Genomic DNA, 26,526 nt, shown 5'->3' on the forward strand with positions numbered 1-26,526 from the left:
TCAGATTAGCGCTTCATCGAACACATGTTCTAGTCTTGATCGGGACGGGAGGTGTGTGTGATGGCTGACAGCTCAGGTTCGGTGGTGTCAGGTCCGGTAGCGGAAGACGATCCGCCCGCGGTCCAGGTCGTAGGGGCTGAGTTCCACCAGGACGCGGTCCTCGGGGAGGATCTTGATGTAGTTCTTCCGGATCTTCCCGCTGATGTGCGCGAGCACCCGGTGACCGTTGGTGAGCTCGACCCGGAAGTTGGCGTTCCGCAGGCACTCCACGACGGTGCCCTCCATCTCGATACCACCTGCTTTTCTGGGCATGGTCAGGCCCTCCCGGTGGTGAGTTCGAGACTGCGGCCGGTGCGGTCCCCGCATGCTCCGAACAGAGCCATCGCGGCCGTGTTGGTCTCGTCGACCTCCACGGTGGCCGCTTCCGCGCTCAGCTGGTTGAGGGTGTGGCTGAGGAGGGCTCGGCCGACACCTTGCCTGCGTTCGGCTTCCAGGACCGCCAGGAGGCCGATCCGCGGGCGGCGGGTGTGCGTGGCGACGCGGAGCAGGCCGACATACCTGCCGTCCCGGATCGCGACCGTATAGGCCGAGGGGTCGAGCGGTCGGGTTCCGCCCTGCCAAGGCAGCACCTCGGCCGGCATCGTGTGCCAGCCGGGGCCGGCCTCGATCTCGGCGCGGATCGCCTTGTCGAGTTCACGCAACGGTGCTTCGTCGGCGGTGGTGATGGTGACGCCGGGTGGGGTTGGTGCCGGCTTGTCGCGGGTGGGTACGAGGAATTCCGACTCGCGGCGCCAGATCGTGAGGCCGGCGCGTTCCCAGTTCGCGATCAGCTCGTGGTCGGTCTCGTCCACCACGGTGTACAACGGGTCCGGCTGATTGGCCAGCATCACCGCGGCGAGCTGGTCGAAGACTGCGTCCTGCCAGGTGTCGATGCTGAGGAAGATCCGGCCGTCGAGCCGCCGGGACGCGTAGCCGCGGCCGACGGTCAGATCGTTCCGGATCGCGTGCCACTGGTTGCCGGCGACCTGCGAGATCGTCACGCCGGTCCGGTGGCGCCGCTGGATAGGCAAAGGGTTCATAGGTGTTTCCTTTCGGGAGTAGCGGCGCTCCCGACGACACCTACGTCAATCGCCCGCCCGTGACCACGAGAGGGGGAGCACCCACAGCGCTTCAGCGTTCATGCGGGCCTCACCTCCAACTGTGATGTCACGGACCGGAGAACCGTACCAACCCGCCGGTTGCGCGGGCCAACCGGTTTTTGATTCCTCGAACAGGTGTTCTATTCTTGATCTCGAAGGGAGGTGCTGGGATGGGGTACAACAACCCTCCGATCAAATGGTCGGAGTTGGAGCGGAAGCTGTCGGATCGCTCGCGGCCGGGGAGTCACGGCGGGCGGCCGGTGACCGCCGACGGTGGGGACAGTCCGGCCTGGTCGCAGCACCGCGGGCCGTACGTTCCGGAGCCGGTGCACCGGCCGGCGCACTCGGTGCCGTACGCCGAGCTCCACGTCCATTCGAACTTCTCCTTCCTGGACGGCGCCTCCCAGCCGGAGGACCTGGTCGCGGCCGCGGTCCGGCAGGGGCTGCACGCGCTGGCGCTGACCGACCACGACGGGTTCTACGGTGCGGCGCGCTTCGCCGAGGCCGCCGCGGCGTACTCGCTGCCCACGGTGTTCGGGGCGGAGCTGTCGCTGGGACTGACCGGCCCGCAGAACGGGGTGGCCGATCCGGAGGGCAGTCACCTGCTGGTGCTCGCCGAGGGACAGGAGGGGTATCACAAGCTCGCCGGTGCGATCACCGAGGCGCAGTTGGAGGGCGGCGAGAAGGGCAAGCCGGTCTACTCGTTGGAGGAGCTGGCCGCTGTCGGCCGGACGGACTGGGTGATCCTGACCGGTTGCCGCAAAGGGCTGGTCCGGCAGGCGCTCGAGCTCGGCGGGCACGCCGACGGCCCGGCCGCGGCCGGGCGCGAGCTGGACCGGTTGACCGCGCTGTTCGGCCGGGACCGCGTGGTCGTCGAGCTGATCGACCACCACCTTCCCGCCGACACCACCCGGAACCGGATCCTGGCCGGCCTGGCCGCCGACCGCGGCCTCCCGGTAGTTGCCACGAACAACGTTCACTACGCGACCCCGGCGCAGTACAAGCTGGCCGCGGCCCTGGCCGCCGTACGGGCTCGCCGGGACCTGGACTCGATGGACGGCTGGCTGCCGTCGAGCGGGATGGCGTTCCTGCGCTCCGGCGCGGAGCTGGCGACGCGCTTCCAGCGGTACGACGGGGCCGTGGCCCGCTCGGTGACGCTGGCGGACCAGCTCGCGTTCGACCTGGCGCGGGCGAAACCGAAGCTGCCGCTGCGGGACGTGCCGGACGGGGAGACGCCGATGTCGTGGCTGCGGGTGCTGACGTTCCGCGGGGCCGCGAAGCGGTACGGGACCCGCGCGCAGCGCCCGGACGCGTACGAGCGGCTGGAGCGGGAGCTGGCCGTCATCGAGGAGAAGGAGTTCCCGGGGTACTTCCTGATCGTGGAGGACATCGTCCGGTTCGCCCACGACAACGGGATCCTCTGCCAGGGCAGGGGATCCGCGGCGAACTCCGCGGTCTGCTACGCGCTCGGGATCACCGCGGTGGACAGCATCCTCTACAACCTGCCGTTCGAGCGGTTCCTGGCGACGACCCGGGCCGAGGAACCGGACATCGACGTCGACTTCGACTCCGGGCGGCGCGAGGAGGTGATCCAGCACGTCTACTCCAAGTACGGGCGGCGCAACGCGGCCCAGGTGGCGAACGTGATCTCCTACCGCCCGAAGTCCGCGGTCCGGGACATGGCCAAGGCCCTGGGGTACTCCGTCGGTCAGCAGGACGCCTGGTCGAAACAGGTGGACGGCTGGAGCCCCGAGATCACCTCGACCGAGCACGACATCCCGCCGCAGGTGGTGGCGATGGCGAGTGAGCTGCTGAAGTTCCCGCGGCACCTGGGGATCCACTCCGGCGGGATGGTGCTGACCGAGCGACCGGTCGGCGAGGTGGTGCCGATCGAGCACGCCCGGATGGACAACCGCACGGTCCTGCAGTGGGACAAGGACGACTGCGCGTGGATGGGGCTGGTGAAGTTCGACCTGCTCGGGCTGGGCATGCTCGCCGCCCTGCAGTACTGCCTGGACATGGTCCGCGAGCAGCTCGGGGAGCACTGGGAGCTGCACACGATCCCGCGCGAGGAGGCCGGCGTCTACGACCAGCTCTGCCGGGCGGACTCGGTCGGGGTGTTCCAGGTCGAGTCCCGGGCCCAGATGGCGACCCTGCCGCGGCTGAAACCGCGCCGGTTCTACGACCTGGTCACCGAGATCGCGCTGATCCGCCCCGGCCCGATCCAGGGCGGCGCCGTGCACCCGTACATCCGCCGCCGGACCGGGGAGGAGCCGATCACCTACCTGCACCCGAAGCTGCAGCCGGTGCTGGAACGGACGATGGGCGTACCGCTGTTCCAGGAACAGCTGATGCAGATGGCGATGGCGGTCGGCGAGATCGACGGCGACGAGGCCGACCTGCTCCGCCGCGCGATGGGGTCGAAGCGCGGCATCGAACGGATCTCCTCGCTGAAGGCGAAGCTGTACGCGGGGATGGCCGGCAACGGGATCACCGGCGACCTGGCCGACGACATCTACGCCAAGATCGAGGCGTTCGCGAACTTCGGGTTCGCCGAGTCGCACTCGATCAGCTTCGCGCTGCTCGTCTACTCCAGCACCTGGCTGCGCCTGCACTACCCGGCCGCGTTCCTCGCCGCACTGCTCCGGGCCCAGCCGATGGGGTTCTACTCGCCGCAGTCGCTGGTCGCGGACGCCCGCCGCCACGGTGTCGAGGTACGCCGCCCGCACCTGCACCTGTCCGGTGTCGACGCCGGGCTGGAGTACCTGGTCGACGGGCAGGAGCTCACCGGGCCGACCGGGTCCCCGGACTGCCTCGCGGACCCGCAACCACCGGTGGGTGAGTTCGACCCGAAGGCGCCGTTCGACACCACCGTGCACCGGCGCGACGGTGCGTTCGCGGTCCGGCTCGGACTGGCCGAAGTACGCACCGTGGGGGAGAAGGGGGCGGAGCTGATCGTCGCCGAACGCGACCGCGGCGGGCCGTTCACCGAGATGGCCGACCTGGTCCGGCGGACCGGCATCACCGCCGCCCAGGTCGAGGCGCTCGCGACCGCCGGCGCGTTCGACTGCTTCGGCCTCGACCGCCGTCAGGCGTTGTGGGAAGCCGGTCGCGCCGCCGAGGAACGCCCCGGCCAGCTCGCCGGTATCACCGCCGCCGGCCCACCGCCGACCCTGCCCGGGATGAGCGACATCGAAGCCGACATGGCCGACCTGTGGTCTACCGCGATCACCACCACCAGCCACCCGATGCAACGCGTCCGCGAACAACTCCGCGCCGAGGGCATCCTCTCCGCCGCCGAACTCCGCGAAGCCCCCAACGGCGCCCGCGTCCGCGTCGCCGGCGTCGTCACCCACCGGCAACGCCCTGCCACCGCCTCCGGCGTCACCTTCATGAACCTCGAGGACGAAACCGGCATGGCCAACATCGTCATCACCGTAGGCTGCTGGCACCACCACGCCGCCGTCGCCCGCAACGCCGCCGCCCTCATCATCCGCGGCCGGGTAGAACGCGCCGGCGAAGTAACCAACCTCTCCGCCGACCACCTCCAACGCCTCCCCCTAACCGCCCGCACCAAATCCCGAGACTTCAGATAAACCCCTCCCACCCCGACCCCCCCGCCCCACCGCACCCCACCTCGGCCCAGTTCGCCCCGGCCCGCCCGGTTGTCCCGCCCGGGCCCGGCTCGGTTCGCCATGCCCCACCCCGGTTCGCCACGTCCCGCCTCGGCCTGGTTCGTCCCCCCGTCCCGGTTGTCCTGCCCGGGCCCGGCTCGGTTCGCCATGCCCCACCCCGGTTCGCCACGTCCCGCCTAGGCCTGGTTCGTCCCGTCCCGTCCCGGTTCGCCAGGCCCCGGTTCGTCCCGCCCCGGTTCGTCTCGCCCCGGTTCTCCGCCTCGGCTCGGCCCGGCCCGGTTCGCAGGCCCCGGTTCGGCCCGCCCCGCCCCGGTTCGGTTCGGCCCGCCATGCCCGCTCCGCCCGCCCCGCCATGCCCGCCCGGCCCGGTTCGGTTCGCCCCGCCACGCCCGTCCGCCCGGCTCGCCACGCCCGCTCTGTCCCGGCTCGCCCCGGTTCGCCTCGTCCCGGCCCGCTCCGTCCCGGCTCGTCACGCTTCGCGCCGACTCGGCTCGCCATGTCCCGGCCTGGATCACCCGGCCCGGTTCGGGTCTTGTTGTGCGTCTTGGGTCGTGGGGGCTCGGTTGATTATCGGAAACTGTTCGTCGTCTGCTGCCGAAAAACTTCCGGAAATCGGCTTGTACGAAGGTGTCACGACCCAGCGAGACTGCTGTTCTGGGGTGATCGGCGGCGGGTCCAGAACGGGGTGGGGTGTGGGGTCGCGGCTGCGTAGTAGGCGGCTCGGGTTGTCAGGTAGGTGGTGCATTCGGTGTTTCGGGTGGACTCGTAGGCCTCGATCAGCGCGGCGGCCTGGTCGGGGTGGGTCAGAAGGGCGGCGGCGGTTCGGGCGGCGGATTCGGCGGTGCGGAGGGCTCGGGGGACTCCGCTGCCGGAGATGGGGTCGACCGCCAGGGCAGCGTCGCCTACTGCCAACCAGGGGCGTGGGTCGTCCGGGCGAATGACTCGGTGGCTGGCGGCCGAGTAGACCCGGAGCCGGCTCGGAGCGCCGAGGCTGAGCGGGGGATGGGGCCGGCTCGGGGTGTCGAGGTTGAGCGGAGGATGAGGCTGGCTCGAGGGGTCGAGGTTGGGCGGGGGATGGGGCCGGCTCGAGAGGTCGGGGTTGGGCGGGGGATGAGGTTGGCTCGGGGTGTCGGGGTTGAGCGGGGGACGTGGCTGGTTCGGCGTGTCGGGGTTGAGCGGGGGATGGGGCCGGCTCGGGGTGTCGCGGTCGGGCGAGTGGGTCGCGGGGAGATTGGTGTCGGCGGTTGGGGGGTGGTGGTGGGGTTTGGTTGTGCTGTTGGTTGCTAGGCGGGTTGCGGTGGTGGGGGCTTGGGATTGGTGGGAGTGGTAGGCGGCGAGAGTCGACAGGTGGTGGTGACGGCAGAGGTCGGTGTCGGTGATGAGCATGGCTATCAGCTGGTTTTGGGGGAGCGGGGCCGTGTACCACCACCCGAGAGGGGTGGGTTCGATCAGTAGGTATTGCTCGTTCGTGGTGTCCTTGTCGGGGTAGCGGGCGGTGATGCCGACCAGGTGGTCGAAGAGGATTCGGCGGGCGCCCAAGGAACGCGCGATGGTGGCTTGGCGACCGGTGGCATCTATCAGGACTCGAGCGGTCAGGCGGAGGCCGGTGGCACACGTCAGGTGCCAGATGCCGGAGGTGTAGAGGCAGCTGGTTAAGGAAGTGCCGGGGAACGCTGAGGCGCCAGCGATGGCGGCGGCGTCGAAGAGCATCTGGTCGAACGTACGGCGGTCCACGTGCCAGCCGGAGTCGTAGCCGCTCATCAGATGCGAGTGGGAGGCCGGTTCCGCCCAGAGACTGCGGGTGCCCCAGGACGGGAGGTGGCCCGCGGCAACGAACTCCTGCCAGACTCCGAGGTCGCGGAGCAGCGGTTGGATGCTCGGGGCAAGAGTTTCGCCGACGCGGGGACGGTCGAAGGTGGTGCGTTCCAGCAGCGCGACGGAGTACCCGGCCCGGGCCAGCCGGAGCGCTGTCGCCGCGCCGGCGGGTCCACCGCCGGCAACGACGACGTCATACCCGCCGGCAACGACGACGTCGTACCCGGCGCCGTGGTCGTCCCGTCCCACGTGGTGGAGCACGTGGGACGGGACGGTGTGCGGTGCGCTCGACATGTCAGTCCCCGCTACAGCCGCAGGCTTCGAGGCACTTATGCAGGGCACCCAGGTCGAGGCCCGAGCGGCGCAGTTCTTCGATGAGTTTGTCGTTGATCACGCCGTTCTTGAACAGGCAGGACAGGAAATCGCAGAACGAGTTGGTCTCGGGCCGCGGAGGTGGCGTGTCGCCGCCGTGCCAGACGGTTGCCGTGAGCAAACGTTCGCGCGTGAACGGCTGCCCCGAGCGCGTACGCCCACGTGCGCGGACCCGGATCCGGTACGCGCCGGGCAGCGTTGCGATGAAGCTACCCACCAGCGAACTCAGCTCGACGTTCAGGACAGAGCCGTCCGGCTGCGTGACCTCGGCCCAGAGGTACGGATCGCCGTCGACGGGTACGCCGGACTGCGTCAAGGTCGCCCGCACCACGATCTCGGCGCCGGGCTCGTACGAACGCTGGTCGGCGGTCGCACTCAGCGAAACGTTCGAGTACGAGTGCACCACCAGGCTGTACGGCAGACCGCGCTGGACGACGGCCGGTTCGTTCGCCACCGCGAACGCCCGTTGGAACTCGAACGGGCGTGACGCGACCGCCGGAGCGTTCCGCCCGCGGAGGATCGACAGGTCCGCCCCGTCGGTGCCGTCCGGATCAGGGTCCGTGTGCGGTCGTCCGATGGTCAGCAGCGCATGCCAGGTGCCGGCTTGGTCGAAGCGGCCCGGTACGAGCTGGGTCGGCAGCGTGAGGCGGTAGTACGAGACACCGTCGCCGGCCACGTACCGCATCGCCGGCTCGGCCATCGCCCGCCACGGCTCGAGCAGCAGCCCGTTCGGAGTCTGCAGCCGGAAGTCGACGATGTCCGGCCGCGGTGTCAGCAGTACGACGTCCACGCCCGAGTCGCCGTCGGTGAGCTGGAACGGGATGCGTTGCACCGTGCCGCGGGTAAGTACGCCGTCCGGGTCCAGGACGATCTCGGCGTTGCTGATCCCGGCCAGGATCTGCAGGAAGTACTTCTGCAGCAGGAACCGGTTGTCCGCGGTGATCGCCCCGGTCACCAGCAGGTACCCGCCGTTGTTCCCGGAGATGGTCTGCAACGCCGGAACGCTGATGTTCTGCGGCTGCCCGAGCCCGACCGCGTACGTCCGCGAGTTGATCTGCGCGGCGACATCGGAGATCCAGCGCGGGCTGTTCTCCATTCCGTCCGTCAGCACAACCAACGATTTCACGTCGTACGCGGGCGCCGCGTCGAGCAGACCGCGTCCTTCGAAGATGCCGTCGCCGATCGACGTCGAACCCGACGGGTCGAGGCCGGTGCCGTTGATCGTGTCGTGGGTCGCGTTCCGGTTCAGGTCGGACAGCCCGCCCGGACCGAGTTCGAGGACGGACTGCAGCGGCTGCGCGTCCTCGTTGAACCGGACGATCCCGACGCCGTCGCCTTCGAGCATCACGTCGACGAAGATGTTCGCGGCCTGCTGCAGCGCGGTGTGCTTGCTCTGCCCGTCGCCGCGGTCCTCGCTCATACTGCCCGAACGGTCGAGTACGAGCGCGGTCGCGGCCGTAGTACGGGCGACCGTGTTGCCGGTGACCGTGACCTGCCACGTCTGCCCGGCGCCCTCGAGCGTCAGCACCTGCGGTGGGATCGAGGACGGCGCCGCGCCGGTACGGTAGACGACCCACAGCCGGGCGGTGGCGACCGCGTTCGGCGCGGTCGGGCCGACGGTGACCGACGTGGTGACCGCGACGAGTTGCGGATGCGACGGCGCGCCGCCGGCCGCATAGTCGATCGTCACGGCGGACGACGGCGAGATCACCTCGAAGGCGATCGCGAGTGCTGCTTCCCGCACCATGCCGAGAGGGCCCTGCGGTACGTCGACGAAATGCAACTCGGGCGTCAGCAACGTGATCGATGCCTCGTCGCAGTGTTCGACCTCGACGTGCTGGGATCCCTGCTGGACAACGAATCCGAGCGTGTGCCACAACGACACCATGTCGTCCATGCTGGCCACGTCGCGGTCCCACCGGGCCGTGCCGCCTCCCTCAGGGATGACGTCGTTCGGACGGGGGACCGGCCACCAGTTGTCGCCGCACGCCTTGAAGTCGGCCTGCCACGGCAGCGCCATCGCCTGGCTGATCGTGCCGGCCGGCACCGAGGACGCGATCCGGAACGCCCCGGCGTACGACGTCTCGATGATCGGCCGGTCGCCCGCGGACAGGCCACCGGCCTCGATCCCGGGGAAGAACGCGCCGCCGACGCACGCTTCGAGCGCGGCCCGGTCCATGCCGTCCGGGGTCAGGTCGGTCTGCGCCGGTGGTACGCCGGTCCAGTCCGCGGTGTAGTTGCCGGCCTGCCAGCGTTGCATGTGCGCGTACTGCGTCGGCGTCAGCGCGGAGTCGCCGCCGTTCAGCCGCGGCATGTCGCCGGACGGACGCAGCCGCGCGAAGATCGCGTCGATCACCGGCTGCGAGGTGACCGGGTCCGGCCAGGTGTGCGCGCCGAAGATCCCTTCCACCCAACGCATGTCGCGGGCACGCTGCAGGATCGGGTAGATGTCGTTCGTGTACGACGTGGTCGTTGGCGCCGGGGCCAGTCCGAGGTCGATCATCCGCTGTAGCACCCGGTCGTACAACGTGGTCACGCTGTCCTGGTGCGGCGCGAACTTCGGCGGTGTGACGATCACCCACGCGCCCTCGACCGCCGGCGTCGAGTTGTCCGCGCGCAGCGTGATCGTCGCGGTCACCGGCCCGTCCGACACGTCGTCGTACCAGCCCGCGTTGCCCCAGAACGTACCGATGACGTTGCCGGCTGGGGACGCGGAACTGCCGTGCCCGCCGAGTACCAGCAGGTGGTTGTCGTCGTCGCTGCGGAGCTCGCCGAGCGGTACGGTCACCGTCGACTGCCCGGCGAAGCTGATCGTCCCGGTGTCGAACAGTTGCCGCTGATCCGGTCCGGTCAGTGTCCGCGGGCCTGGATCGATCGTGACCTGCCCGGCCGGTTCGCTGTTGCCGCGGCTCGGGTGCGCGGCCTTCGCGTTCACCAGGTGCACGGTCCACGAGATCTCGGCGGTCGCGTCGGTCAGTTCCTCGACTGTTCCGTCGTCGTTGTGCGCGAAGATCCGGAACCGCGCCGCCTGCCGCTTCACCCGGCACTGCGCGTCCTTGAACCCGCCCGCCGGATCCGGCCGCTCACCGAGATGCTCCGGCCCGACGAAGAACTCGTCCGGGCTGTTCCCGACCCGCGCGATCCCGATCGCCGGATGAACCTTGTACGTCGTCACCATGACCGATTCCCCCTAGTCCTCAGGCCCCTTGTCACCTCGGAGTCCGGAGAACCGGCCACAGATACACCTCACCCCGAACGAGGCCTGAGCATCCGCCGCAACCGGCCCAGCACCTGGTCGGTGAACAGACCGGCCAGACAGCCGGTCAGGACGAGTACGGCGACCGCGGCGCTCGAGGTCGTCTCGTCGCCGATGCTCAACAGACCGGTGTTCACGGCGACGACCGAGACAGAGCCGAGCAATGCGGACCACAGTGGGCGCATCACGTACCAGCTCACCTGATGATCCGGTGCGCTGCTCCGTCCGAACGCCATGCTCTGCCGGATCACACTCCCGACCGCCCCCGCGGCCGCACCCACGATCAACAGGCTCATGTTCAACGTGACGGCGACGCCCACGACCGACACATTCGCGACCTGATGAGCCCCGGCAACTTCCTGTGCAGCAACAAGCCGCTCAGCCAACCCGTACGCCACAATCAAACACGGCAACGCGACCACGGCTTCGACAACGTTGACCCCCACAATCACCCGCCGCAAAAACCGAACCCGCCCCACCCGAACTGTGTTCCCCATAACAACCCCTCCCCCCACTAGGTCGGAGTCGCGAACGGGCGGCGCGATACATGTATCAGCTGTTTGAGCCTCCGAGGCGGTCGAGGATGGAGGCGGCAAGCACGGAACGGCTGGTGTCGCCTGCCCACTTGTTGCGGACTTCGTCCGCCTCCAGGGTCTGCCGTAGTTGTGCCTTGGCGTCCGCGGACAGCGAGTCCGCCATCATGTTGGCGACGGTCAGCGCGTGGTACTGCTCGAACGCGGACCGCGAGTTCCGGATCGCGCTCAGCACCGACGGGAAGTCGGCCAGGCGCAGGTCGCTCTCCATCAGAGCGAGCGCGACGATCCGGCTGCCGTGGGTGGCCTCGTTGAAGAGTTGGACGACATCGAGCGCGGTGAAAGGCTGGCTGTCTGTCAGGCGCCTTGCCTGGCGGACGATCTCGGACATCTGCGAGGTACGCCGCGTACCGGCCGGCGTGTCACGCAGCCGGTTGTACTGCTGGATCAGGTCGGTCGTCCCGACTGGGGTGGCAGGGGCAGCGTCGCTGGCCAGGCTCACCTGGCGGTTGGCTTCCTGGCGCGCGGTCTCCGCGGTCAGCGGATCGCCTGCCCGCTCCGCCCGGAGCGCGAGCAGCAGGAGGGCGTCGGTGTTGCTCATCAGGAGACTGAGCCGGAGCCGTGCGTACAGCCAGCCGCTCAGGAAGCCGACCACGAAGAAGTAGATCACCACGCTGCCCGCGAACGAGGTCCGTCCGCTGCCGTCTCCCAGCGCGGGAGCGAGCGCATGGAAGAGTTGCGCGCTCTCACGTTTGATCGCCGGGAACTGGGTCAGACTGACGCCGACGAGGATCTTGGTGAGCCAGTCGGAGATCTGTTCCAGATTGGTGTTCGCACCGATGCCCGGTACGACGGGATGTCCCTCGGCCGGCCGATCGGTACCGGCGGTGGTCCGCGGTACGCCGAAGAGGATCCCGATCAGGACACCGCTGCCGAGTGCGGCGACCGCGATCATCACGGAGGCGGACACGACGGTCAGACTCGCCTTCGGGCCGGTTGCTGCGTACGCGATGGTTGCGAGGAGGCCGCCGATGATGTCTGTTCCCTCGACGGCGTAGACGGCCGAGACCCTTGATCCCGGCGTCGCGTCGCGTGTCGAACGGCTTCGCCAGAAGCGCCACCAAGGCCTCCGGCTCGTTTCCTGCTGATTGTCGGACATGAGCCCCACCCCGCCCCCTGAGACCGAGAATGGACGTGTGGTCACGTGCTGTAAATGGCTCGGGAGGGTGGTCGTACAGTCAAACGTATGGCTGTCGATGTGGTGACGGAGACGGTGATCGGGCGGGCGGTTGGGGTGGTGGCCGGGTATGCGGGGGATCCGGCGAATGCGCCGGAGTGGTACTCGAACATCGAGTCGGTGCAGTGGCGGACCGAGCCGCCGGTTGCGGTCGGGTCGCGGATGGACTTCGTCGCGCACTTTCTCGGCAGGCGGCTGGCGTACACGTACGAGGTCGTCGAACTGGTGCCGGACCGGCGGTTGGTGATGCGGACCGCGCAGGGGCCGTTTCCGATGGAGACCAGTTACGAATGGGAGCCGATGAGCGAGAGCAGTACCCGGATGACGTTGCGGAACCGTGGTGAGCCGAGCGGGTTCGCCGGGGTCGCCGCGCCGTTGATGGCGGCGGCGATGCGGCGCGCCAACACGAAGGACCTGGCGAGGCTGAAACAGGTGCTGGAACAGGGTCAGCGGCGGTAGACCGCGCTGAGGTTGCCTTCGAGGTCCACCGATTCGAGGATCGCGCCGGTGATGCCGGCGAGTTGGGTGATCTGTTCGGGAGTCAGTACGTCGATGACGTGCCGGCGGACCGTTTCGACGTGGCCGGGTGCGGTCGCCTTGATCTTCTTCCAGCCGGACGCGGTGAGCCGTGCGTTGGTGGCGCGGGCGTCCTGGGGGCAGGGGAAGCGTTCGATCAGGCCGCGGTCCTCGAGGCGCTTCACGACGTGGGAAAGGCGGGGGAGGGTGGCGTTCGTACGTTGCGCGAGCTCGGTCATGCGCAGCGTTCGCTTCGGGGCCTCGGAGAGCATCGCCATCACGTAGTAGTCGTAGTGGGTCAGCTCGGCGTCCCGGCGTAGTTGGGAGTCGAGGACGCCGGGCAGCAGTTCCAGTACGGCGGCGAGCCGCACCCAGGCGGTCATCTCGGCGTCGTCCAGCCATCGTGTGCTCACGGCCACCATTCTAGTGGTTGTAGCTACAACCATCGTGCGCTACCGTATTGGTTGAAGGTACAACCAAAAGGAGCGAGAGCATGACGCACGTCAGCATCATCGGCAGCGGCAACATGGGCCAGGCGATCTCCGCGGTCGTCGCGAAGGGTGGCAACACCGTCGAGCTGTTCAACTCCACCGACAAGGACAAGGCGGTCACCGGCGAGGTCGTGATCCTCGCGACGCCGTACCCGGCCTACGAGCAGGTGCTCGCGGACCGCGCCGACCAGTTGGCCGGCAAGGTCGTGGTCGACATCAGCAACCCGCTGAACTTCGAGACCTTCGACTCGCTGACCGTTCCCGCCGACGGTTCCGCGGCCGCCGAGCTGGCCGCGAAGCTCCCGGACTCCAAGGTGCTGAAGGCGTTCAACACGAACTTCGCCGCGACCGTTGCCACCGGCAAGGTCGGTGAGGCCGCTGCGACCGTGCTGATCGCCGGCGACGACGCGGACGCCAAGGCGCAACTGGCCGGGATCGTCTCCGCGGGTGGTCTGCGCGCGGTCGACGCCGGCTCCCTCAAGCGCGCCCGCGAGCTGGAAGCGGCCGGCTTCCTCCAGCTCACCCTCGCCGTCGGCGAGAAGACTTCCTGGACCGGCGGTTTCGCCCTGGTCTAACGCAGCAGCGCAAGGCGTACGCCGAGCCCGATGAAGATCCCGCCCGTGGCCGTGTCGATCCGGCGACGGGCGGTACGCCGGGTGCGCAGCCAGTTCCCGATCCGCCCCGCCAGCAGGCCGACCGTCCCGTCGACGAGGAACTCGAGGACGATCAGGATCGCGCCGAGCGCCGCGAACTGCAGCCACACGTGACCCCGCGCCGGGGACACGAACTGGGGCAGGAACGCGATCGTGAACGTGACCATCTTCGGGTTCAGCAGGTTCGTGGTCAGGCCGGTCAGGTAGACCCTCCGGCCGGACATGGCGACGTCGCCGGATGCGTCGTCGACGGGATCGTTGCGGTGCCGGATCAGCTGTACGCCCAGATAGATCAGGTACGCCGCGCCGGCGATCCGTACCGCGGTGAACGCGACCGGTACCGCCGCCAGCAACGCGGCCAGCCCGGCCGCGGCCACCGCGACGTGCACCAGCTCGCTCGTCGCGACGCCGGCGGTCGCGAGCAGTCCTGCCCGCGGCCCGTTCCGCATGCCGCAGCCGAGGATGAACAGCATGTCCGGCCCAGGCGTGATCATCGCGACCGTGGTGGTCAGCAGGAACGCGAGCAGCAGGTGCGATTCGACGGGCATGTTCGCGATCCTCGCACGAGGTTCCGACACTATTTGGGCAAGCGCTTACCCATGGACGCCGAAGTCTGCGAGCATGGCTGCCCATGGCGCGAGTGATCAACGACAACGGTGCGTGGTGCTGGTTCCAGGACGAGCGGGCGCTGGTCGACCCGGACAGCGGCGTCCTCGTCGTCGGGTCGATCGCGGCGCCCGAGGGTCCGGGTGGAGACGCGCGGGCCGGGAACGTCGAGCTGACGGTCGTCGAGCTGCGGACCGGTACGGCCGACGTCGTCGTACTGCACGAACGCTTCGAGGCCGACGACCACGACGTGCCGGCGTTGTGGCGGCGTACGGACGGTCGCTGGCTGGCGGTCTACACCAAGCACAAGACCGACGACCTGACGCGCTGGCGGGTGAGTGAGCCGGGCGATCCGCGGACCTGGGGGCCGGAGCGGACGTTCGACTGGAGCGAGTTCACCGGCGGTCGCGGTGTCACGTACTCGAACCTGCACGAGCTCGACGGCCGGCTGTACTGCTTCGCGCGGGCGGTGAACGACGACCCGTGTGCGCTGGTGTCCGACGACGAGGGCGACACGTGGACGTACGCGGGCAAGCTCTTCACCCGCCCGAAGGTCGGCTACGTCAACGGCTACACGCGGTACGTCTCCACGCCGACGCGGATCGACCTGATCACCACGGACCATCACCCGCGCGACTACAACAACTCGATCTACCACGGCTACCTGGAGAACGGCGCCCTGCACCGCACCGATGGCACCACCATCGCCGCGAAGGCACTGGACGCCGACGCGCCGTCGCAGGTCGAGTTGACCACGATCCTCCAAGCCGGCTCGGTGTGGGACGGCGAACCGATGACGCACTGCTGGACCGTCGACATCCGCAACGCCCCAGACGGAACGGTCGCGGCCGTCATGCTGGCGCGGCACGACACACCGGAGAACCCGGAGGACACCTACGAACGGCAGCATCCGGTGCCAGACCACCGCTTCTTCTACGCGCGCCTGACCCAAGGCGCCTGGCAGGTCCACCAACTGGCCAAGGCCGGCCCCGGCCTGTTGCCGCACGAGAACGACTACACCGGCCTGGTCGCGATCGACCCGTACGACCTCGACTCGCTCTACGTCTCCACCCCGATCGACCCACGCGATAGCACCGAGCTGAACCATCACGAGATCTTCCATGCCCGTACGGCGGACGCCGGCGAAACGTGGACCTGGACCCCGATCACCGAGAACTCACAGGCAGACAACCTCCGCCCGATCGTCGCGCCGGGCGACCCAGGCCGGATCCCGTTGCTGTGGTTCCGCGGGGAGATGACCGCCTCGCAGCACTACAACTGCGAGGTCGTCCTGCACGATCAGCTCAGGTGACGGTCGCGGGCCCGTCCGCCGGTGCTTTCCGGAAACAAAGTCGCTCTCCGCGACGAATTTGTTCCGGAAAGGCGGATGCGGATAGATGGTAACGGGCGGTACTATCTCTCGGTGACGGTTCCGGTGCGGCGGTTGTGGGTGGCGGTGTTGTGCGGGTACCTGGCGTTCGGGGCGGCGTTGCAGGTGTTGCCGACGTACGTGCCGGAGAAGTTCGGCGGCGGCGCGCTGGCGTCCGGGACCGCGGTCGGGATCGCCTTCCTGGCAACGGCTTGCGGGCGCCCGTTCGCCGGGTGGTTGGCGGATGCGGGCTGGTCTCGCCCGGTCGTGATCACCGGGGGAGTGCTGGCGGCCGTCGGTGGCCTCGGGCAACTACTTGCGCCTTCCTTGCTGGTGCTGCTGCTCGCGCGCCTGGTGATGGGCGCAGGCGAGGCGGCCCTGTTCTCAGCCGCCCTCCCATGGGTCCTCTCCGGCACCCGGACCACCAACCGAGGAAAGCTGGCCGGCTGGTTCGGCCTCTCCATGTGGGGCGGCCTAGCCGCCGGCCCGGTCCTTGCAACCGCCCTTGCGGGGAGTCGGGTGGTGGTGGTTTGGGGGGTGATTGTTTTGCTTTGTGTTGTGTCGGTTGGGCTTGTGGTTACTACTCGGGGAGAGGCGGGGCGGGAGGTGGGGCGGATTGGTGGGGTGCGGGAGTTCGTGCCGGTGGGGGTGCCGTTGCCGGGGGTGGTTTTGGGGTTGGCGGCTTATTGCTACGGGACGGTGGCTGCGTTGCTGGTGTTGTGGTTGCGGGCCGGGCGGTTGGGGGTGGACGGGTTTGCGTTGAGTGTGTTTGCGGGGGCGTTTCTGGTGCTGCGGTTCGCGGGGAGTCCGTTGGTTGATCGGTACGGCGGACGCATCGTCGCTGTGGTGACGATCGGGGTGGAGATCGTGGCGTTGACGGGGATCGCGGTCGCGAGCAACCCGGCGGAGGTGGTCGTTGCGACGGCGTTCGCGGGGTTCGGGATGGCGTTGGTCTACCCGGCGTGTGCCTCGATGACACTGGACCGGGTACGCGGACTGAGGCCCGGCGTGTCGATGGGGGTGATGACGTCGTTCTGGGATCTCGGCGTGATGGTCGCGGGGCCGCTCGGCGGATTGATCGCGGAGCGAGCCGGCTTCCGGGATGCGTTCCTCGTCGCGGCCGGTGCAGGAGTCGCGTGTGTCGTCGTACTGCTCAGAATGCCGCGTCCAGCAAGGTCTCCACGATGATCCGCGCCTCCGCGCCCAACCCGGGATCCTGGTCGATCGCGCTGATCAGCGTCGCGCCTTCGAGTACGACGACCAACTGCCGCGCCGTCACCTCGGGCTTGCGCGCCCCGGCCAGCAACCGCTCGAACAGCGCCCGGTAGAACCGCAGATGATCCTGCGCGAGCCGCCGCGGCGCACCCTCCTGCCCGCGGTCCTCGGTGGCGGCGTTCATCATCGCGCACCCGCGGAACCCGGGCTCGGCGTACCAGGTCGCGATCAGGTCGAACACCGCAAGGATCTGCCCGCGCCCAGCTGGCGCACCCTCGACGGCCTCGTTGTGCCAGGCCCGAACCCGCTGCGTACGGTCCAGGAGAACGGCCTCGACGAGACCCTCCTTGGAGCCGAAGTTCTTGTAGATCGTCAGCTTCGACGCGCCGGCCGCCTCGACGATCTCGTTGATCCCGGCCGCGTGGATCCCGCGCCGGCCGAACACCTCCGCGGCCGCCTTCAGGATCCGGGCGCGGGTCGCCTCGGGATCGAGTCGTTCCCCAGCCTTCACCGGCATCGTGCGATCACCTCCACGAGGTCCACCCTACCGAGCTGGACCAAGATAAGAACGATCGGTACTATCAACTCCATGTGGGAACAGGTGGCCGAGGCGTTCGAGCGGAACTTCACCGAGCGGGACGAGCTGGGCGCGGCGTTCGCGGCGTACCACCGCGGTGAACTGGTGGTCGACCTGTGGGGCGGTACGGCGGACCCGGACACCGGCCGGCCGTGGGACCGCGACACCATCCAGCTGATGTTCTCCGGTACGAAGGGCCTCACCGCGGCGTGCGTCCTGCTGCTTGTCCAGCGCGGGCTGATCACGCTGGACGATCCGCTCAGCCGCTACTGGCCCGAGTTCGGTGCCAAGGGCAAGGAGTACACGACGATCGCGGAGGTGCTGTCGCATCAGGCGCGACTGCCTGGGGTGGAGGCGGGGTACGCCGATCTCCTGGACCACGACGCGATGGCGGCACGTCTGGCTGCGCAGGCGCCGGCGACGGATGTGCGTACCGGGTTCGTCTACCACCCGATCACCTGGGGATGGTTGCTGGACGAACTTGTGCGGCGGGTGGACGGGCGGAGCGTTGGGCAGGTCTTTGCTGACGAGTTCGCTAAGCCGCTCGAGCTTGAGGTGTGGATCGGGTTGCCGGAGGAGCTGCACCATCGGGTGGCGACGATGGTGGCGCCGGAAGGGGTGCTGGTAGAGGGGCCGAACCCCTTGTGGGTGCCGGGCGCGGAGAAGATCTGGAACAGCACGGAGTACCGGAGCGCCGGACTGGCGGCGGTCGGTGGCTATGCGACGGCCCGCGGGATGGCCAAGTTCTACGCATCGCTGCTGGACCCGGCCGGTGTCCTCGCGCCTGAGACCGTCGAGCTGGGACGACGCGAGATCCGCCGGGGGACCGAGCCGAACTGGGGCACCCCGATGGCGTACGGCGCCGGCTTCGAACTCCAGACCGGCGACGGCCGGATGGGCGACGACCCGGACGCGTTCGGGCATGCGGGAGCAGGTGGTTCCCGGCACGGCGCCTGGCCGAGCCGGGGAACCACCTTCTCCTACTCGATGAACGAAGTACGCAACGCCCCGGACGAGCGTCCGGTCAGCCTGTTGCGGGCGCTCAGCCGAGGTAGTCGCGCCACGGGCCGGTGATCGCCAGCGTGATCCCCGGGGTCTGGATGTTGACGAACAGGACCTTGCCGTCGGCCGAGAACGACGGCCCGGTGAACTCGGAGTCGTTCAGCATGTTGCGCGCGATGGCGTACGCCGGACCGCCCGGGGTCGCGCTCAGCACGTGGCTGCTGGCGTTGCCGTCCTCGGCGAGGACCAGCGAGCCCCACGGGGTGACGGTGACGTTGTCCGGGCTGTCGAAGTTGTAGTCGTCGTACTTGGCGTCCGGGCCGAGGTCGGCGGCCGCGTTGTCCGGGAAGTACGTGACCAGCTGGATGGTCTCGGTCCGGTAGTTGTAGAACCAGACCATGCCGTCGTGCGGGACGGCGTCCTTGGGCAGGTCCGCCGTACCGGACTCGGCGTACGAGTTCACCACGTACACGCCCTGCTCGGTGCCGAAGACGCCCTCGAACTTCTTGCCGCGGGTGATCTGGCCGTCGGTGAACTGCTTGCGGACCGACGTGGTGGTGCCGTCGCGGTCCGGCACCGCGACCCACTTGACCCGGAACGGGCGGAGCAGCTGCGCCGACGTCAGGTACGCGACGTCCGGGATCGGCTTGCCGTCGTCGCCGAGGATGGCCAGCGCTTCGAGGGTGCCGAAGTCCTTGTTCTGCAGGTCCTGCCAGCTGCGCGGGCCGAGCTTGTAGCCGCGCGGCGCGGTCCACCGGTAGAACGTACCGTTCGGGCCGGAGGCGTCCTCGGACAGATAGACGTGGGTACGGTCCGCGTCGATCGCGAGCGCCTCGTGGGCGTACCGGCCGAGCGCCTTCAGCGGGACCGGGTGCGCGGTCTTGCCGTCGCCCCAGACCTCGAACACGTAGCCGTGGTCCTTCAGCCGGGTGGTGCCGTTGGCCTTGTTCTCGGTCTCCTCGCAGGTCATCCAGGTGCCCCACGGGGTCGGACCGCCGGCGCAGTTCGTCAGCGTGCCGGAGATGCCGACCCACTCGCCGAGGTTGTTGCCGTCGCGGTCGACGTCGATGACCGTGCAGCCGCCGGCCGCGCCGACGCCGCTGTCGTAGACGGTGCCCTCGAGCTGCGGTACGCCGAGCTCGTTCGCGCTGCCGATCTCGTGGTTCTGGATCAGCTGGTAGCGGCCGTGGTTCGCCGCGAACACCGCCGTGCCGTCGTGCAGGCCCGGCGTCGGGTGGCCGCTCTTCAGCTTGGTCTCGCCGGCCTTGGTGACGATCTTGTACTTGAATCCGGCCGGCAGCGCGAGGATGCCCTTCGGGTCGTCGAGCAGCGGCGGGAATGGCCGGTGCTGCGGGAACGGCGCGCCCGTACCGCCGTGGCCGCCGTGCGCTGCCGGTGCGGCCTCGGCGAGCGTCGGTACGGCGCCGACGGTGGTGAACCCGACCCCGGCGGCACCCACAGCGGCACCACGGAGGACGGAACGACGATCGACAGACATGGTGTTGACTCCTTGGCAATGGCGGTTCCCGAGGTTCGAATCCTTCCGGCCATTGGCTGACACGCGGGAAACACCAGGTGAACTGCTCTCAGCCAACTCTCAGTTCCGGTGGTGCAACGAACGGTCACGGTACGGCGTCTACTGTGAGAGGTGATGGCGATGCGCACGGTACTGACCGTGGTGGCCGCGGCCGCACTGCTGGTTGCGTGCGGCAACGAATCGACGAGTGGAGGACAACCGTCCATGACGCCGAGCACGAGTAGCAGTTCCGAACCGGCCACCCCCGCGGGCGGGCTGGTCGAGCAGGCCAAGGCCGACCTGGTGAAGCGGCTGGGCGTGGACGCCGCCGCGGTGCAGGTGGTCAGCTCGACCGAGGTGACCTGGCCGGACGGGAGCCTCGGCTGCCCGGAGCCGGGCATGTTCTACACCCAGATGCTGGTGAACGGGAACCGGACCGTTCTGGAGGTCGACGGCAAGCAGTACGCGTACCACTCGAGCGCACACCGGGCACCGTTCCTCTGTGAGCATCCGGCGCCGACCGTTCGTTGAAAACTTTCCGGACCACCGGGTGTATCAATCCGCGCCGAGGGTGACTCCGCAGAAATGTGGGGGGAAGCCTTCGGGCCGTTGCAGGGGGGAGGGCGGCGCGGGGCTGCGTAGAGGGGGAGCCTGACGCGGTGCGGAGGGTCCGGTTGGTCAGGCCGGAGGTCCGCACCGCGTCGGCGCGTCCAGCTAAGGCAGGGAAGCCAGGGCGTCGCCGGCCCGCAGGACCGGGCCGGTGCCCGGCTCGGGCTGGGTGAGCGCGTACGCGAGCAGCGCGTCCGAGGCCTGCTTGGCCGATTCGCCGGTGACCGACATCCGGCCGGCGATCAGGCCGGCCACCAGCGGCGTCGCGAACGACGTACCGCTCCAGCGCGCCATGCCCTGGAACGAGCGAACCTGGCCGCTGTACGGCGGTTCGGTGCACTGGTAGTCGCCGGTGAGGAACGCGTTCACCAGGCCCGTACCCGGTGCGTACACGTCGACCCAGCCGCCGAAGTTGCTGTACGACGCGCGGTCCCGGCCGTTGTCCGCGAGCGCGCCGACGCCGACCACCTCCGGGAACGCGGCCGGCCAGAAGTAGTCCCTGGTCGACTCGTTACCTGCGGCGGCGACCAGCGTCAGGCCGTTGATCCGGTCGAGACGCGTCTTCACGAACACGTCCAGCCCGAGCGGCGCCAGGTTGTGGCGGGTCCGGGTCCCGGCCGACAGGCTGATGATGTCCGGCGCGAGGTCGAGTACCTCGTCCAGCGCCTGCGCGAGGTCGAACTCCCAGATCGCTCCGGCCGTGGTGAAGTAGCTCTTCACCACGATCTCCACGTTCCGCGCGATCGCCCGCATGACGCCGGCGATGAACGTACCGTGCCCGGCGTACGGCCGGATCCGGCCGGAGCCGTCGAACGCGTTCTCCGGGTCACCGGTGACGTCGTTCAGCCAGTACGCCGCCGGGGCGTCCGACCAGCCGACGTCGAGTACGACGACCTTGACGCCACGGCCGTCCGCGGCGCCGGCGGACAGGAACGGGGTCGGCAGCACCGGGTCCGGCGGGATCCCGGGCGGTACCTCCTCCGGCTCCGTCGCGGGACACGGGCTGACGCTCGGGCAGACGTAGAAGAGGTGCTCGGGCGTGACCACGCCACGCCCGAGGCGCAGGTCGGCGTACCGGAGGAATCGTTGGGTCGGCGAACGATCTTCCGGTGCCTGCTCCGGCACCCGCTCCGGCAGCAGCAGGCGGGTGACGCCACCGATACCGCCCTCGGCGGGCCGGCCGCCCTCGAACAGTTCGATCACCCGGCCGAGGTCCTCGTCGCGGATCAGTACGACGCCGGCGCGGTACAGGTACTGAGCCCCCTCCGGCTCCTTCTCCCAGTCCAGCGGGTAGACCTCGACGTCCTTGAACGCCTCCAGAATCAGTTCGATCTGGGCGACGTACTTTCGTTCGTTTGATTGATTTTCCATCTCCTGGTTTCCCCCCTCGAGCAACGAAATGCTCGTTATCATTACAGAGTGCCACCGGCCGGGGGGAGTGCCGAGGCAGTAGAAAATCTGCTGCCGCTCGCGTTGTCGCGTCCGCACGACGCGATCGCTTCCGCACGCACCCTGCTGGCCGCGGACCCGGCTACGGCCGAGGCGTCGATCGCCCACCAGGCATGCGGGATCGGTCTGCGCCAGCTCGGCGACGTACCGACGGCGGTTCGCGAACTGCGGACGGCGTTGCGGTTGGCGGAGCAGTCCGGGCGGTCGGAGCGTGAGGCGGATGTCCTTGCCACGTTGGGCGCAACGCTCGGCCGGGCCGGGCGGAGCCGCGAGGGACTGGCCCGGCTCGACCGCGCGGTGGACCTCAGCCGGGGTGCGTTGACGGGGCGCGTGCTGCTGCGGCGGGCCGACGTACTGCTGGTGCTCGGGCGGCATCGCGAAGCGCTCGACGACCTGCGCGCGGCGATCTCGCGGTTGCGGCGGTCCGGCGATCAGGTGTGGGAGGCGCGGTCGCGGAACTACCGCGGCTTCATCCAGCTGGCGTTGGGCGGGACCAAGCGGGCGGACGCGGACTTCGCGGTCGCGGAGAAGTTGTACGCCGCGACCGGGCAGGAGTTCGAGTACGCCGAGGCGCGGCAGAACCGCGGGCTGGTCGCGTACTCGCGAGGCGATCTGCCGGCCGCGCTGCGGTACTTCGACGAGGCGGGCCGGCGGTTCGCCGCGGTCGGCGTGGTGTGGCCGGACCTGGTGATCGATCGGTGCGGCGTCCTGCTGGCGGCGGGGCTCGCCGCCGAAGCGGTTGCCGAGATGGATCAGGCGCTGGCTACGTTCGGTGGTACGGCGACCAAGCGGGGAGAGCTGTGGTTCGCGGCGGCCACCGCGACGCTGGCGGCGGGGGATGCCGCCGGGGCGCGGGAGCGGGCGGAACGGGCGCGGCGCTTGTTCTCGGCGCAGCGGCGCGAGTGGTGGGCGGTCCGGTCGTCGATGGTCGTGCTGGAGGCGCGGTACCGGTCGGGGGAGCGGGGTGAGGCGCTGCTGCGGCGCGTACGTTCGGTGGCGCAGCGGTTGGATGTGCTGGGGGCTTCGGAGGCGTCGGCCGCGCATCTGCTGGCCGGGCGGTTGGCGTTGGACGTGGGGCGTGCCCGGGCCGCGGATCGGCAGTTGGAGCTGGCCGGGCGGCACAGCAAGGACGCGCCGCCGATCGCCCGGAGTGCGGCGTGGTTGGGGAAGGCGTTGCGGGCCGAGGCTCGCGGCGAGGTGCGATCGATGTTGTCGGCGTGTGCTCGTGGGCTCGATGCGTTGGACGAGCATCGGTTGACGATGGGGGCTACCGAGCTGCGGGCGTTGGCCACGGGGCAGGGCGCGGAGTTGGCCGGGTTGGCGTTGCGGGACGCGTTGCGGCGCGACGATCCGCGGCGGTTGTTGCTGTGGGGCGAGCGGTGGCGGGCGACGGCGCTCGGCGTACCACCTGTGCGGCCGTCCGACGACGAGCAGCTGGTGGGGGAGCTGGCGGCGTTGCGGGATGTCGTACGGCGGTTGGACGCGGCGCCGGATCCGTCACTGGACAAGGAACGCCGACGCCTGGAGAAAGCAGTCCGCGACCGAGCCCTCCGCGCCGCCGGCGGATCACTCGAACACACCAACCGCCTACAGCTTGACGAGCTGATCGAAGCGCTCGGCGAAACAGTCCTGATCGAACTGATAGAAATCGCCGGCACCCTCCACGCAGTAGTTGTAAAAGACGGCAAACTCACCCGCCACGAAGTAGGCCCCCTCACAACAGCCGCCCTCGAAGTAGAACGCTCAAGATTCCGCCTCCGCCGCCTCGCCCACGCCCGCCCACTTGGTGGGGAGGACAGCGGCCGGAGCGGCACCTCTCACACCTCCTTTCCGGGGCCTTCGCTGGACGTGCTCGGGAACCGATTGGGGGAGGCGATCCTGGGACCTGCGCGGACCCTGATCGGGGATCGGGATGTGGTGGTTGTGCCGCCGGGGCGGTTGCAGGCTTTGCCTTGGGGGATGGTGTTGGGGGATCGGGCGGTGAACGTGGTGCCTTCGGCGGCGGCTTGGTTGCGGGCGCGAGGGCTGCGGGCGCCGGGGGATCGGCGGGTGGTGCTGGTGCTGGGGCCGGGGTTGTCGGCGGGACGGACGGAAGTGATGCGGCTGGCCGAGCAGTACCCGGACGCGACTGTGCTCGCCAACGGCGACGCGACAGCCGAGAAAGTACTGCGTGCCCTCGACGGCGCGTGGATCGCGCACATCGCCGCGCACGGCACCTTCCGTTCCGACAGCCCGTTGTTCTCGTCGTTGCGGCTCGACGACGGACCACTGACCGTGTACGACTTCGAGCGGCTGCGCAGAGCCCCGTACCGGATGGTGCTCTCGAGCTGCGACTCCGGACTCGCGAAACCGGTCGGCGCGGACGAGCTGCTCGGGTTGAGCAGCAGCCTGATCCCACTCGGCGCGGCCGGCATCCTCGCGAGCGTCGTACCGGTCAACGACCCGGCCACCGCCCCGCTGATGCTCGCCCTCCACGAGAACCTGCGCGCCGGCCAGACCCTCGCACAAGCCTTCGCGACCGCCCGCCAGGAAGCCCGCGGCGACCCGGTCGCGGACGCGGCGGGCCGGTCGTTCGTCGCCCTCGGCGCTTGATGTATCACCAGTCGTCCGGAGCGCTCTGTACCAGTAAGAGAGCGGTCCGGTGAAAGGGGGACGGCATGCGGGACGACCCGACGGTCGTCGACCTGGTCGCCAGGGCCAGGGACGGCGAGAAGAGCGCATGGGACGAGCTGGTCGAGCGGTACGCGCCGCTGGTCTACTCGATCTGCCGGCGGTACCGGTTGGCGCAGCCTGACATCGACGACGTCGGGCAGAGCGTGTGGCTGCGGTTGGTCGAGCACCTGCCCGGCCTGCGCGAGCCGGCCGCGTTGCCGGGCTGGATCGCGACCACGACCCAGCGCGAGTGCTTCCGGCTGATCCGCGCGAGCAGTCGCGTCGAGCCGGTCGACCTGGCGGATTCGCCCGACGTACCCGAGCAGGCCGTCGCCGAGGAAGAGGTCCTCCGGCACGAACGCGGCACGATCCTGCGGACCGCGTTCGGCGAGCTGTCGCGGCGCTGCCAGCAGCTGCTGTCGTTGCTCATGCAGGACCCACCGGCGCCGTACGACGAGATCAGCCGGCGACTGGAACTACCGATCGGCAGCATCGGCCCGAACCGCGCGCGGTGCCTGGGCCGGCTCCGGCAGACCCCCGCACTGATGCGGCTGGCAGCAGACGGACCCGACGACGGAACAGGGAGGTGAGACCCGTGATGGACCCGGACTGGAACGACGACGAGAAGTTGATCGAGGCCTTGCGTGAGGCATTCGCCGCCACGGACGACGTACCGGCGGCGTTCGTCGAGGCCGGCAAGTCGGCGTTCGCGTGGCGCACGATCGACGCCGAGCTCGCGGCGCTCACCTACGACTCCGCGCTGGAACCGCTGGCGATCCGGTCCGAGAGCGCGATCCTGCGATCGCTCACCTTCGCCTCGGACAGCTGGACGGTCGAGCTGGAACTCACCCCGAACGCGATCCTCGGCCAACTCGACCCACCCGAGGTCGGCACCGTCACCGTCCGCGCCGACGGCGGCAAACTCGACCCCGGCCTCGCCGCCGACATCGACGAACTGGGCTTCTTCGTCCTCGGCCCCCCGCCGACCATTCCATACCGTTTGGTATGCACGACGCGGTCAGGCATGACGATCCTGACCGGCTGGATCACGCCCTAGTTCAAGCGGTCGTCTCGGTGCGTTGGGGGAGTTCGACGTGGGGGCGGGACTGCCAGAGTGCCCATTCGGCGCTGACGTCTCCGGCTGTGCGTAGCAGGAGGGGGAGGTGGTCGTGGAGGAGTGTGTCGACGCTGGTTTCGGCGGCGTGGACTGTCACGTTCATGGCGGCCCGGACGGTTCCGTTGCCGTCTCGCACCGGCGCGGCGACCGAGCGGACCCCGGGGGCGAGTTCCTCGTCGGCGAGGGCCCAACCGCGGGCCCGGATCTCGGTCAGCTCGTCGCGTAGCTGGTCGCGGGTGCGGCCGATGTACGGCGGGAGCCCGGCGCGGCTGGGCTGCGCCAGTACGTCGGCCAGTTCGTCGGGTGTGAGCGCCGACAGCAGTACCTTGCCCTGCGACGTCTGCACCGCCGGGAAGCGCGTCCCGATGTCGACGCGTAACGCGATCAGCTTCGGCACCGACACGCGGGCGACGTACACGATGTCCGACCCGTCGAGCTGCGCCATCGACGACGACTCGCCGGTTCGCGCGACCAGCGACTCGAGGTGCGGCTTCGCGATGTCCCACAGGCCGAGCGAACCGACGTATGCCATCCCGAGCGTGAGCACTTTCGGCGTCAGCTGGTACGCACCGCCGGCGGTGCGCACGAAACCGAGCTCCTCCAGCGTCAGCAGCAACCGGCGCGCCGTCGGCCGGGCGAGCCCGGCCGCGGTCGCGACCTCGGACAGCGACATCGTGCGGTGGCCCGCGTCGAAGCAGGCGAGCACGTCCAGCCCGCGAGCCAGCGACTCGACGAAATCCGGACCCGAGCCACGCCCTGCCATCTGT

The 26,526-nt window shown here is 69.4% G+C and carries 22 protein-coding genes; 10 read left to right on the forward strand and 12 right to left on the reverse strand.

Features of this window, described 5'->3' with window-relative positions:
• Window positions 1-87 precede the first annotated feature (87 nt).
• Complete coding sequence (infA, locus tag ACFYRU_RS17925) at window positions 88-312, reverse strand: translation initiation factor IF-1 (RefSeq protein WP_387659752.1); 225 nt, start codon at window positions 310-312, stop codon at window positions 88-90.
• A gap of 2 nt (window positions 313-314) precedes the next feature.
• On the reverse strand, window positions 315-1,079 hold the full coding sequence (locus ACFYRU_RS17930; protein WP_387659755.1) for a GNAT family N-acetyltransferase: 765 nt from the start codon (window positions 1,077-1,079) through the stop codon (window positions 315-317).
• 230 nt (window positions 1,080-1,309) lie between these two features.
• Here ACFYRU_RS17930 and ACFYRU_RS17935 point away from each other — a divergent pair, with 230 nt between their 5' ends.
• Window positions 1,310-4,735: an error-prone DNA polymerase gene (locus ACFYRU_RS17935; RefSeq protein WP_387659757.1), complete on the forward strand. Its 3,426-nt coding sequence runs from the start codon at window positions 1,310-1,312 to the stop codon at window positions 4,733-4,735.
• A 669-nt stretch (window positions 4,736-5,404) separates the two neighbouring features.
• On the opposite strand, the gene ACFYRU_RS17940 is transcribed toward ACFYRU_RS17935, so the two are convergent.
• The 4 genes from ACFYRU_RS17940 to ACFYRU_RS17955 form a co-directional block, all read right to left on the reverse strand.
• Window positions 5,405-6,883 (reverse strand): FAD-dependent oxidoreductase, encoded by a 1,479-nt coding sequence (locus tag ACFYRU_RS17940; protein ID WP_387659760.1) that lies wholly within the window; start codon window positions 6,881-6,883, stop codon window positions 5,405-5,407.
• A gap of 1 nt (window position 6,884) precedes the next feature.
• Entirely contained in the window at window positions 6,885-10,139 is a 3,255-nt protein-coding gene (locus ACFYRU_RS17945) for a LodA/GoxA family CTQ-dependent oxidase (RefSeq protein ID WP_387659763.1), read from the reverse strand.
• Between the two features lie 68 nt (window positions 10,140-10,207).
• On the reverse strand, window positions 10,208-10,714 hold the full coding sequence (locus tag ACFYRU_RS17950; RefSeq protein ID WP_387659765.1) for a hypothetical protein: 507 nt from the start codon (window positions 10,712-10,714) through the stop codon (window positions 10,208-10,210).
• 55 nt (window positions 10,715-10,769) lie between these two features.
• Complete coding sequence (locus ACFYRU_RS17955) at window positions 10,770-11,909, reverse strand: hypothetical protein (protein WP_387659768.1); 1,140 nt, start codon at window positions 11,907-11,909, stop codon at window positions 10,770-10,772.
• A gap of 87 nt (window positions 11,910-11,996) precedes the next feature.
• Between ACFYRU_RS17955 and ACFYRU_RS17960 the strand changes: the two genes are divergently transcribed.
• A complete protein-coding gene (locus ACFYRU_RS17960; RefSeq protein ID WP_387659770.1) occupies window positions 11,997-12,446 on the forward strand; it encodes an SRPBCC family protein in 450 nt (149 codons plus the stop codon).
• On the opposite strand, the gene ACFYRU_RS17965 is transcribed toward ACFYRU_RS17960, so the two are convergent.
• Window positions 12,434-12,925: a MarR family winged helix-turn-helix transcriptional regulator gene (locus ACFYRU_RS17965; protein WP_387659773.1), complete on the reverse strand. Its 492-nt coding sequence runs from the start codon at window positions 12,923-12,925 to the stop codon at window positions 12,434-12,436. The two genes, ACFYRU_RS17960 and ACFYRU_RS17965, sit on opposite strands and share 13 nt — an antisense overlap.
• A 71-nt stretch (window positions 12,926-12,996) precedes the next feature.
• Between ACFYRU_RS17965 and ACFYRU_RS17970 the strand changes: the two genes are divergently transcribed.
• On the forward strand, window positions 12,997-13,569 hold the full coding sequence (locus ACFYRU_RS17970) for an NADPH-dependent F420 reductase (protein WP_387659776.1): 573 nt from the start codon (window positions 12,997-12,999) through the stop codon (window positions 13,567-13,569).
• On the opposite strand, the gene ACFYRU_RS17975 is transcribed toward ACFYRU_RS17970, so the two are convergent.
• Entirely contained in the window at window positions 13,566-14,195 is a 630-nt protein-coding gene (locus ACFYRU_RS17975) for a LysE family translocator (RefSeq protein ID WP_387659778.1), read from the reverse strand. The genes ACFYRU_RS17970 and ACFYRU_RS17975 overlap by 4 nt on opposite strands.
• Window positions 14,196-14,278: 83 nt before the next feature.
• On the opposite strand from ACFYRU_RS17975, the gene ACFYRU_RS17980 reads away from it, so the two are divergent.
• Together ACFYRU_RS17980 and ACFYRU_RS17985 are read left to right on the forward strand one after the other, a co-directional pair.
• On the forward strand, window positions 14,279-15,565 hold the full coding sequence (locus ACFYRU_RS17980) for a BNR-4 repeat-containing protein (protein WP_387659780.1): 1,287 nt from the start codon (window positions 14,279-14,281) through the stop codon (window positions 15,563-15,565).
• Window positions 15,566-15,676: 111 nt separating this feature from the next.
• A complete protein-coding gene (locus ACFYRU_RS17985; RefSeq protein ID WP_387659783.1) occupies window positions 15,677-16,810 on the forward strand; it encodes an MFS transporter in 1,134 nt (377 codons plus the stop codon).
• On the opposite strand, the gene ACFYRU_RS17990 is transcribed toward ACFYRU_RS17985, so the two are convergent.
• The gene (locus ACFYRU_RS17990) at window positions 16,776-17,354 is read right to left on the reverse strand and encodes a TetR/AcrR family transcriptional regulator (RefSeq protein ID WP_387659786.1); all 579 of its coding nucleotides are present in this window, start codon (window positions 17,352-17,354) and stop codon (window positions 16,776-16,778) included. The genes ACFYRU_RS17985 and ACFYRU_RS17990 overlap by 35 nt on opposite strands.
• Before the next feature lie 72 nt (window positions 17,355-17,426).
• Between ACFYRU_RS17990 and ACFYRU_RS17995 the strand changes: the two genes are divergently transcribed.
• Complete coding sequence (locus ACFYRU_RS17995) at window positions 17,427-18,488, forward strand: serine hydrolase domain-containing protein (protein WP_387659788.1); 1,062 nt, start codon at window positions 17,427-17,429, stop codon at window positions 18,486-18,488.
• Here the strand turns inward: ACFYRU_RS17995 and ACFYRU_RS18000 are convergent.
• The gene (locus ACFYRU_RS18000) at window positions 18,457-19,914 is read right to left on the reverse strand and encodes an alkaline phosphatase PhoX (protein WP_387659791.1); all 1,458 of its coding nucleotides are present in this window, start codon (window positions 19,912-19,914) and stop codon (window positions 18,457-18,459) included. The two genes, ACFYRU_RS17995 and ACFYRU_RS18000, sit on opposite strands and share 32 nt — an antisense overlap.
• 153 nt (window positions 19,915-20,067) lie before the next feature.
• Here ACFYRU_RS18000 and ACFYRU_RS18005 point away from each other — a divergent pair, with 153 nt between their 5' ends.
• Complete coding sequence (locus ACFYRU_RS18005; RefSeq protein ID WP_387659794.1) at window positions 20,068-20,463, forward strand: hypothetical protein; 396 nt, start codon at window positions 20,068-20,070, stop codon at window positions 20,461-20,463.
• 183 nt (window positions 20,464-20,646) lie between these two features.
• Here ACFYRU_RS18005 and ACFYRU_RS18010 read toward each other — a convergent pair whose 3' ends face one another.
• Window positions 20,647-21,912, reverse strand: coding sequence for a S8 family serine peptidase (locus tag ACFYRU_RS18010; RefSeq protein ID WP_387659797.1), 1,266 nt, complete (start codon window positions 21,910-21,912; stop codon window positions 20,647-20,649).
• Window positions 21,913-21,960: 48 nt separating this feature from the next.
• On the opposite strand from ACFYRU_RS18010, the gene ACFYRU_RS18015 reads away from it, so the two are divergent.
• From ACFYRU_RS18015 to ACFYRU_RS18025, 3 genes are all read left to right on the forward strand, one after another.
• Window positions 21,961-24,582 (forward strand): CHAT domain-containing protein, encoded by a 2,622-nt coding sequence (locus ACFYRU_RS18015; RefSeq protein ID WP_387659800.1) that lies wholly within the window; start codon window positions 21,961-21,963, stop codon window positions 24,580-24,582.
• A gap of 65 nt (window positions 24,583-24,647) precedes the next feature.
• Window positions 24,648-25,232, forward strand: coding sequence for an RNA polymerase sigma factor (locus tag ACFYRU_RS18020; RefSeq protein ID WP_387659803.1), 585 nt, complete (start codon window positions 24,648-24,650; stop codon window positions 25,230-25,232).
• Between the two features lie 5 nt (window positions 25,233-25,237).
• Window positions 25,238-25,699, forward strand: coding sequence for a hypothetical protein (locus tag ACFYRU_RS18025; RefSeq protein ID WP_387659806.1), 462 nt, complete (start codon window positions 25,238-25,240; stop codon window positions 25,697-25,699).
• Between the two features lies 1 nt (window position 25,700).
• Here ACFYRU_RS18025 and ACFYRU_RS18030 read toward each other — a convergent pair whose 3' ends face one another.
• On the reverse strand, window positions 25,701-26,522 hold the full coding sequence (locus ACFYRU_RS18030; RefSeq protein WP_387659808.1) for an IclR family transcriptional regulator C-terminal domain-containing protein: 822 nt from the start codon (window positions 26,520-26,522) through the stop codon (window positions 25,701-25,703).
• Window positions 26,523-26,526: the final 4 nt, after the last annotated feature.

It is taken from the genome of Kribbella sp. NPDC004536, from assembly GCF_042873835.1.
Classification (GTDB): Bacteria; Actinomycetota; Actinomycetes; order Propionibacteriales; family Kribbellaceae; genus Kribbella.

What these genes read in the sequence shown, in the direction of transcription:
- ACFYRU_RS17990 (WP_387659786.1), bottom strand. Translation starts at nt 17,354, where the DNA reads ATGCCGGTGAAGGCTGGGGAACGACTCGATCCCGAGGCGACCCGCGCC.
- ACFYRU_RS18030 (WP_387659808.1), bottom strand. Translation starts at nt 26,522, where the DNA reads ATGGCAGGGCGTGGCTCGGGTCCGGATTTCGTCGAGTCGCTGGCTCGC.
- ACFYRU_RS17980 (WP_387659780.1), top strand. Translation starts at nt 14,279, where the DNA reads ATGGCGCGAGTGATCAACGACAACGGTGCGTGGTGCTGGTTCCAGGAC.
- ACFYRU_RS18020 (WP_387659803.1), top strand. Translation starts at nt 24,648, where the DNA reads ATGCGGGACGACCCGACGGTCGTCGACCTGGTCGCCAGGGCCAGGGAC.
- ACFYRU_RS17935 (WP_387659757.1), top strand. Translation starts at nt 1,310, where the DNA reads ATGGGGTACAACAACCCTCCGATCAAATGGTCGGAGTTGGAGCGGAAG.
- ACFYRU_RS17930 (WP_387659755.1), bottom strand. Translation starts at nt 1,079, where the DNA reads ATGAACCCTTTGCCTATCCAGCGGCGCCACCGGACCGGCGTGACGATC.
- ACFYRU_RS17955 (WP_387659768.1), bottom strand. Translation starts at nt 11,909, where the DNA reads ATGTCCGACAATCAGCAGGAAACGAGCCGGAGGCCTTGGTGGCGCTTC.
- ACFYRU_RS18000 (WP_387659791.1), bottom strand. Translation starts at nt 19,914, where the DNA reads ATGTCTGTCGATCGTCGTTCCGTCCTCCGTGGTGCCGCTGTGGGTGCC.
- ACFYRU_RS17975 (WP_387659778.1), bottom strand. Translation starts at nt 14,195, where the DNA reads ATGCCCGTCGAATCGCACCTGCTGCTCGCGTTCCTGCTGACCACCACG.
- infA (WP_387659752.1), bottom strand. Translation starts at nt 312, where the DNA reads ATGCCCAGAAAAGCAGGTGGTATCGAGATGGAGGGCACCGTCGTGGAG.
- ACFYRU_RS17945 (WP_387659763.1), bottom strand. Translation starts at nt 10,139, where the DNA reads ATGGTGACGACGTACAAGGTTCATCCGGCGATCGGGATCGCGCGGGTC.
- ACFYRU_RS18010 (WP_387659797.1), bottom strand. Translation starts at nt 21,912, where the DNA reads ATGGAAAATCAATCAAACGAACGAAAGTACGTCGCCCAGATCGAACTG.
- ACFYRU_RS18005 (WP_387659794.1), top strand. Translation starts at nt 20,068, where the DNA reads ATGGCGATGCGCACGGTACTGACCGTGGTGGCCGCGGCCGCACTGCTG.
- ACFYRU_RS17950 (WP_387659765.1), bottom strand. Translation starts at nt 10,714, where the DNA reads ATGGGGAACACAGTTCGGGTGGGGCGGGTTCGGTTTTTGCGGCGGGTG.
- ACFYRU_RS17970 (WP_387659776.1), top strand. Translation starts at nt 12,997, where the DNA reads ATGACGCACGTCAGCATCATCGGCAGCGGCAACATGGGCCAGGCGATC.
- ACFYRU_RS17960 (WP_387659770.1), top strand. Translation starts at nt 11,997, where the DNA reads ATGGCTGTCGATGTGGTGACGGAGACGGTGATCGGGCGGGCGGTTGGG.
- ACFYRU_RS17995 (WP_387659788.1), top strand. Translation starts at nt 17,427, where the DNA reads ATGTGGGAACAGGTGGCCGAGGCGTTCGAGCGGAACTTCACCGAGCGG.
- ACFYRU_RS17965 (WP_387659773.1), bottom strand. Translation starts at nt 12,925, where the DNA reads ATGGTGGCCGTGAGCACACGATGGCTGGACGACGCCGAGATGACCGCC.
- ACFYRU_RS17940 (WP_387659760.1), bottom strand. Translation starts at nt 6,883, where the DNA reads ATGTCGAGCGCACCGCACACCGTCCCGTCCCACGTGCTCCACCACGTG.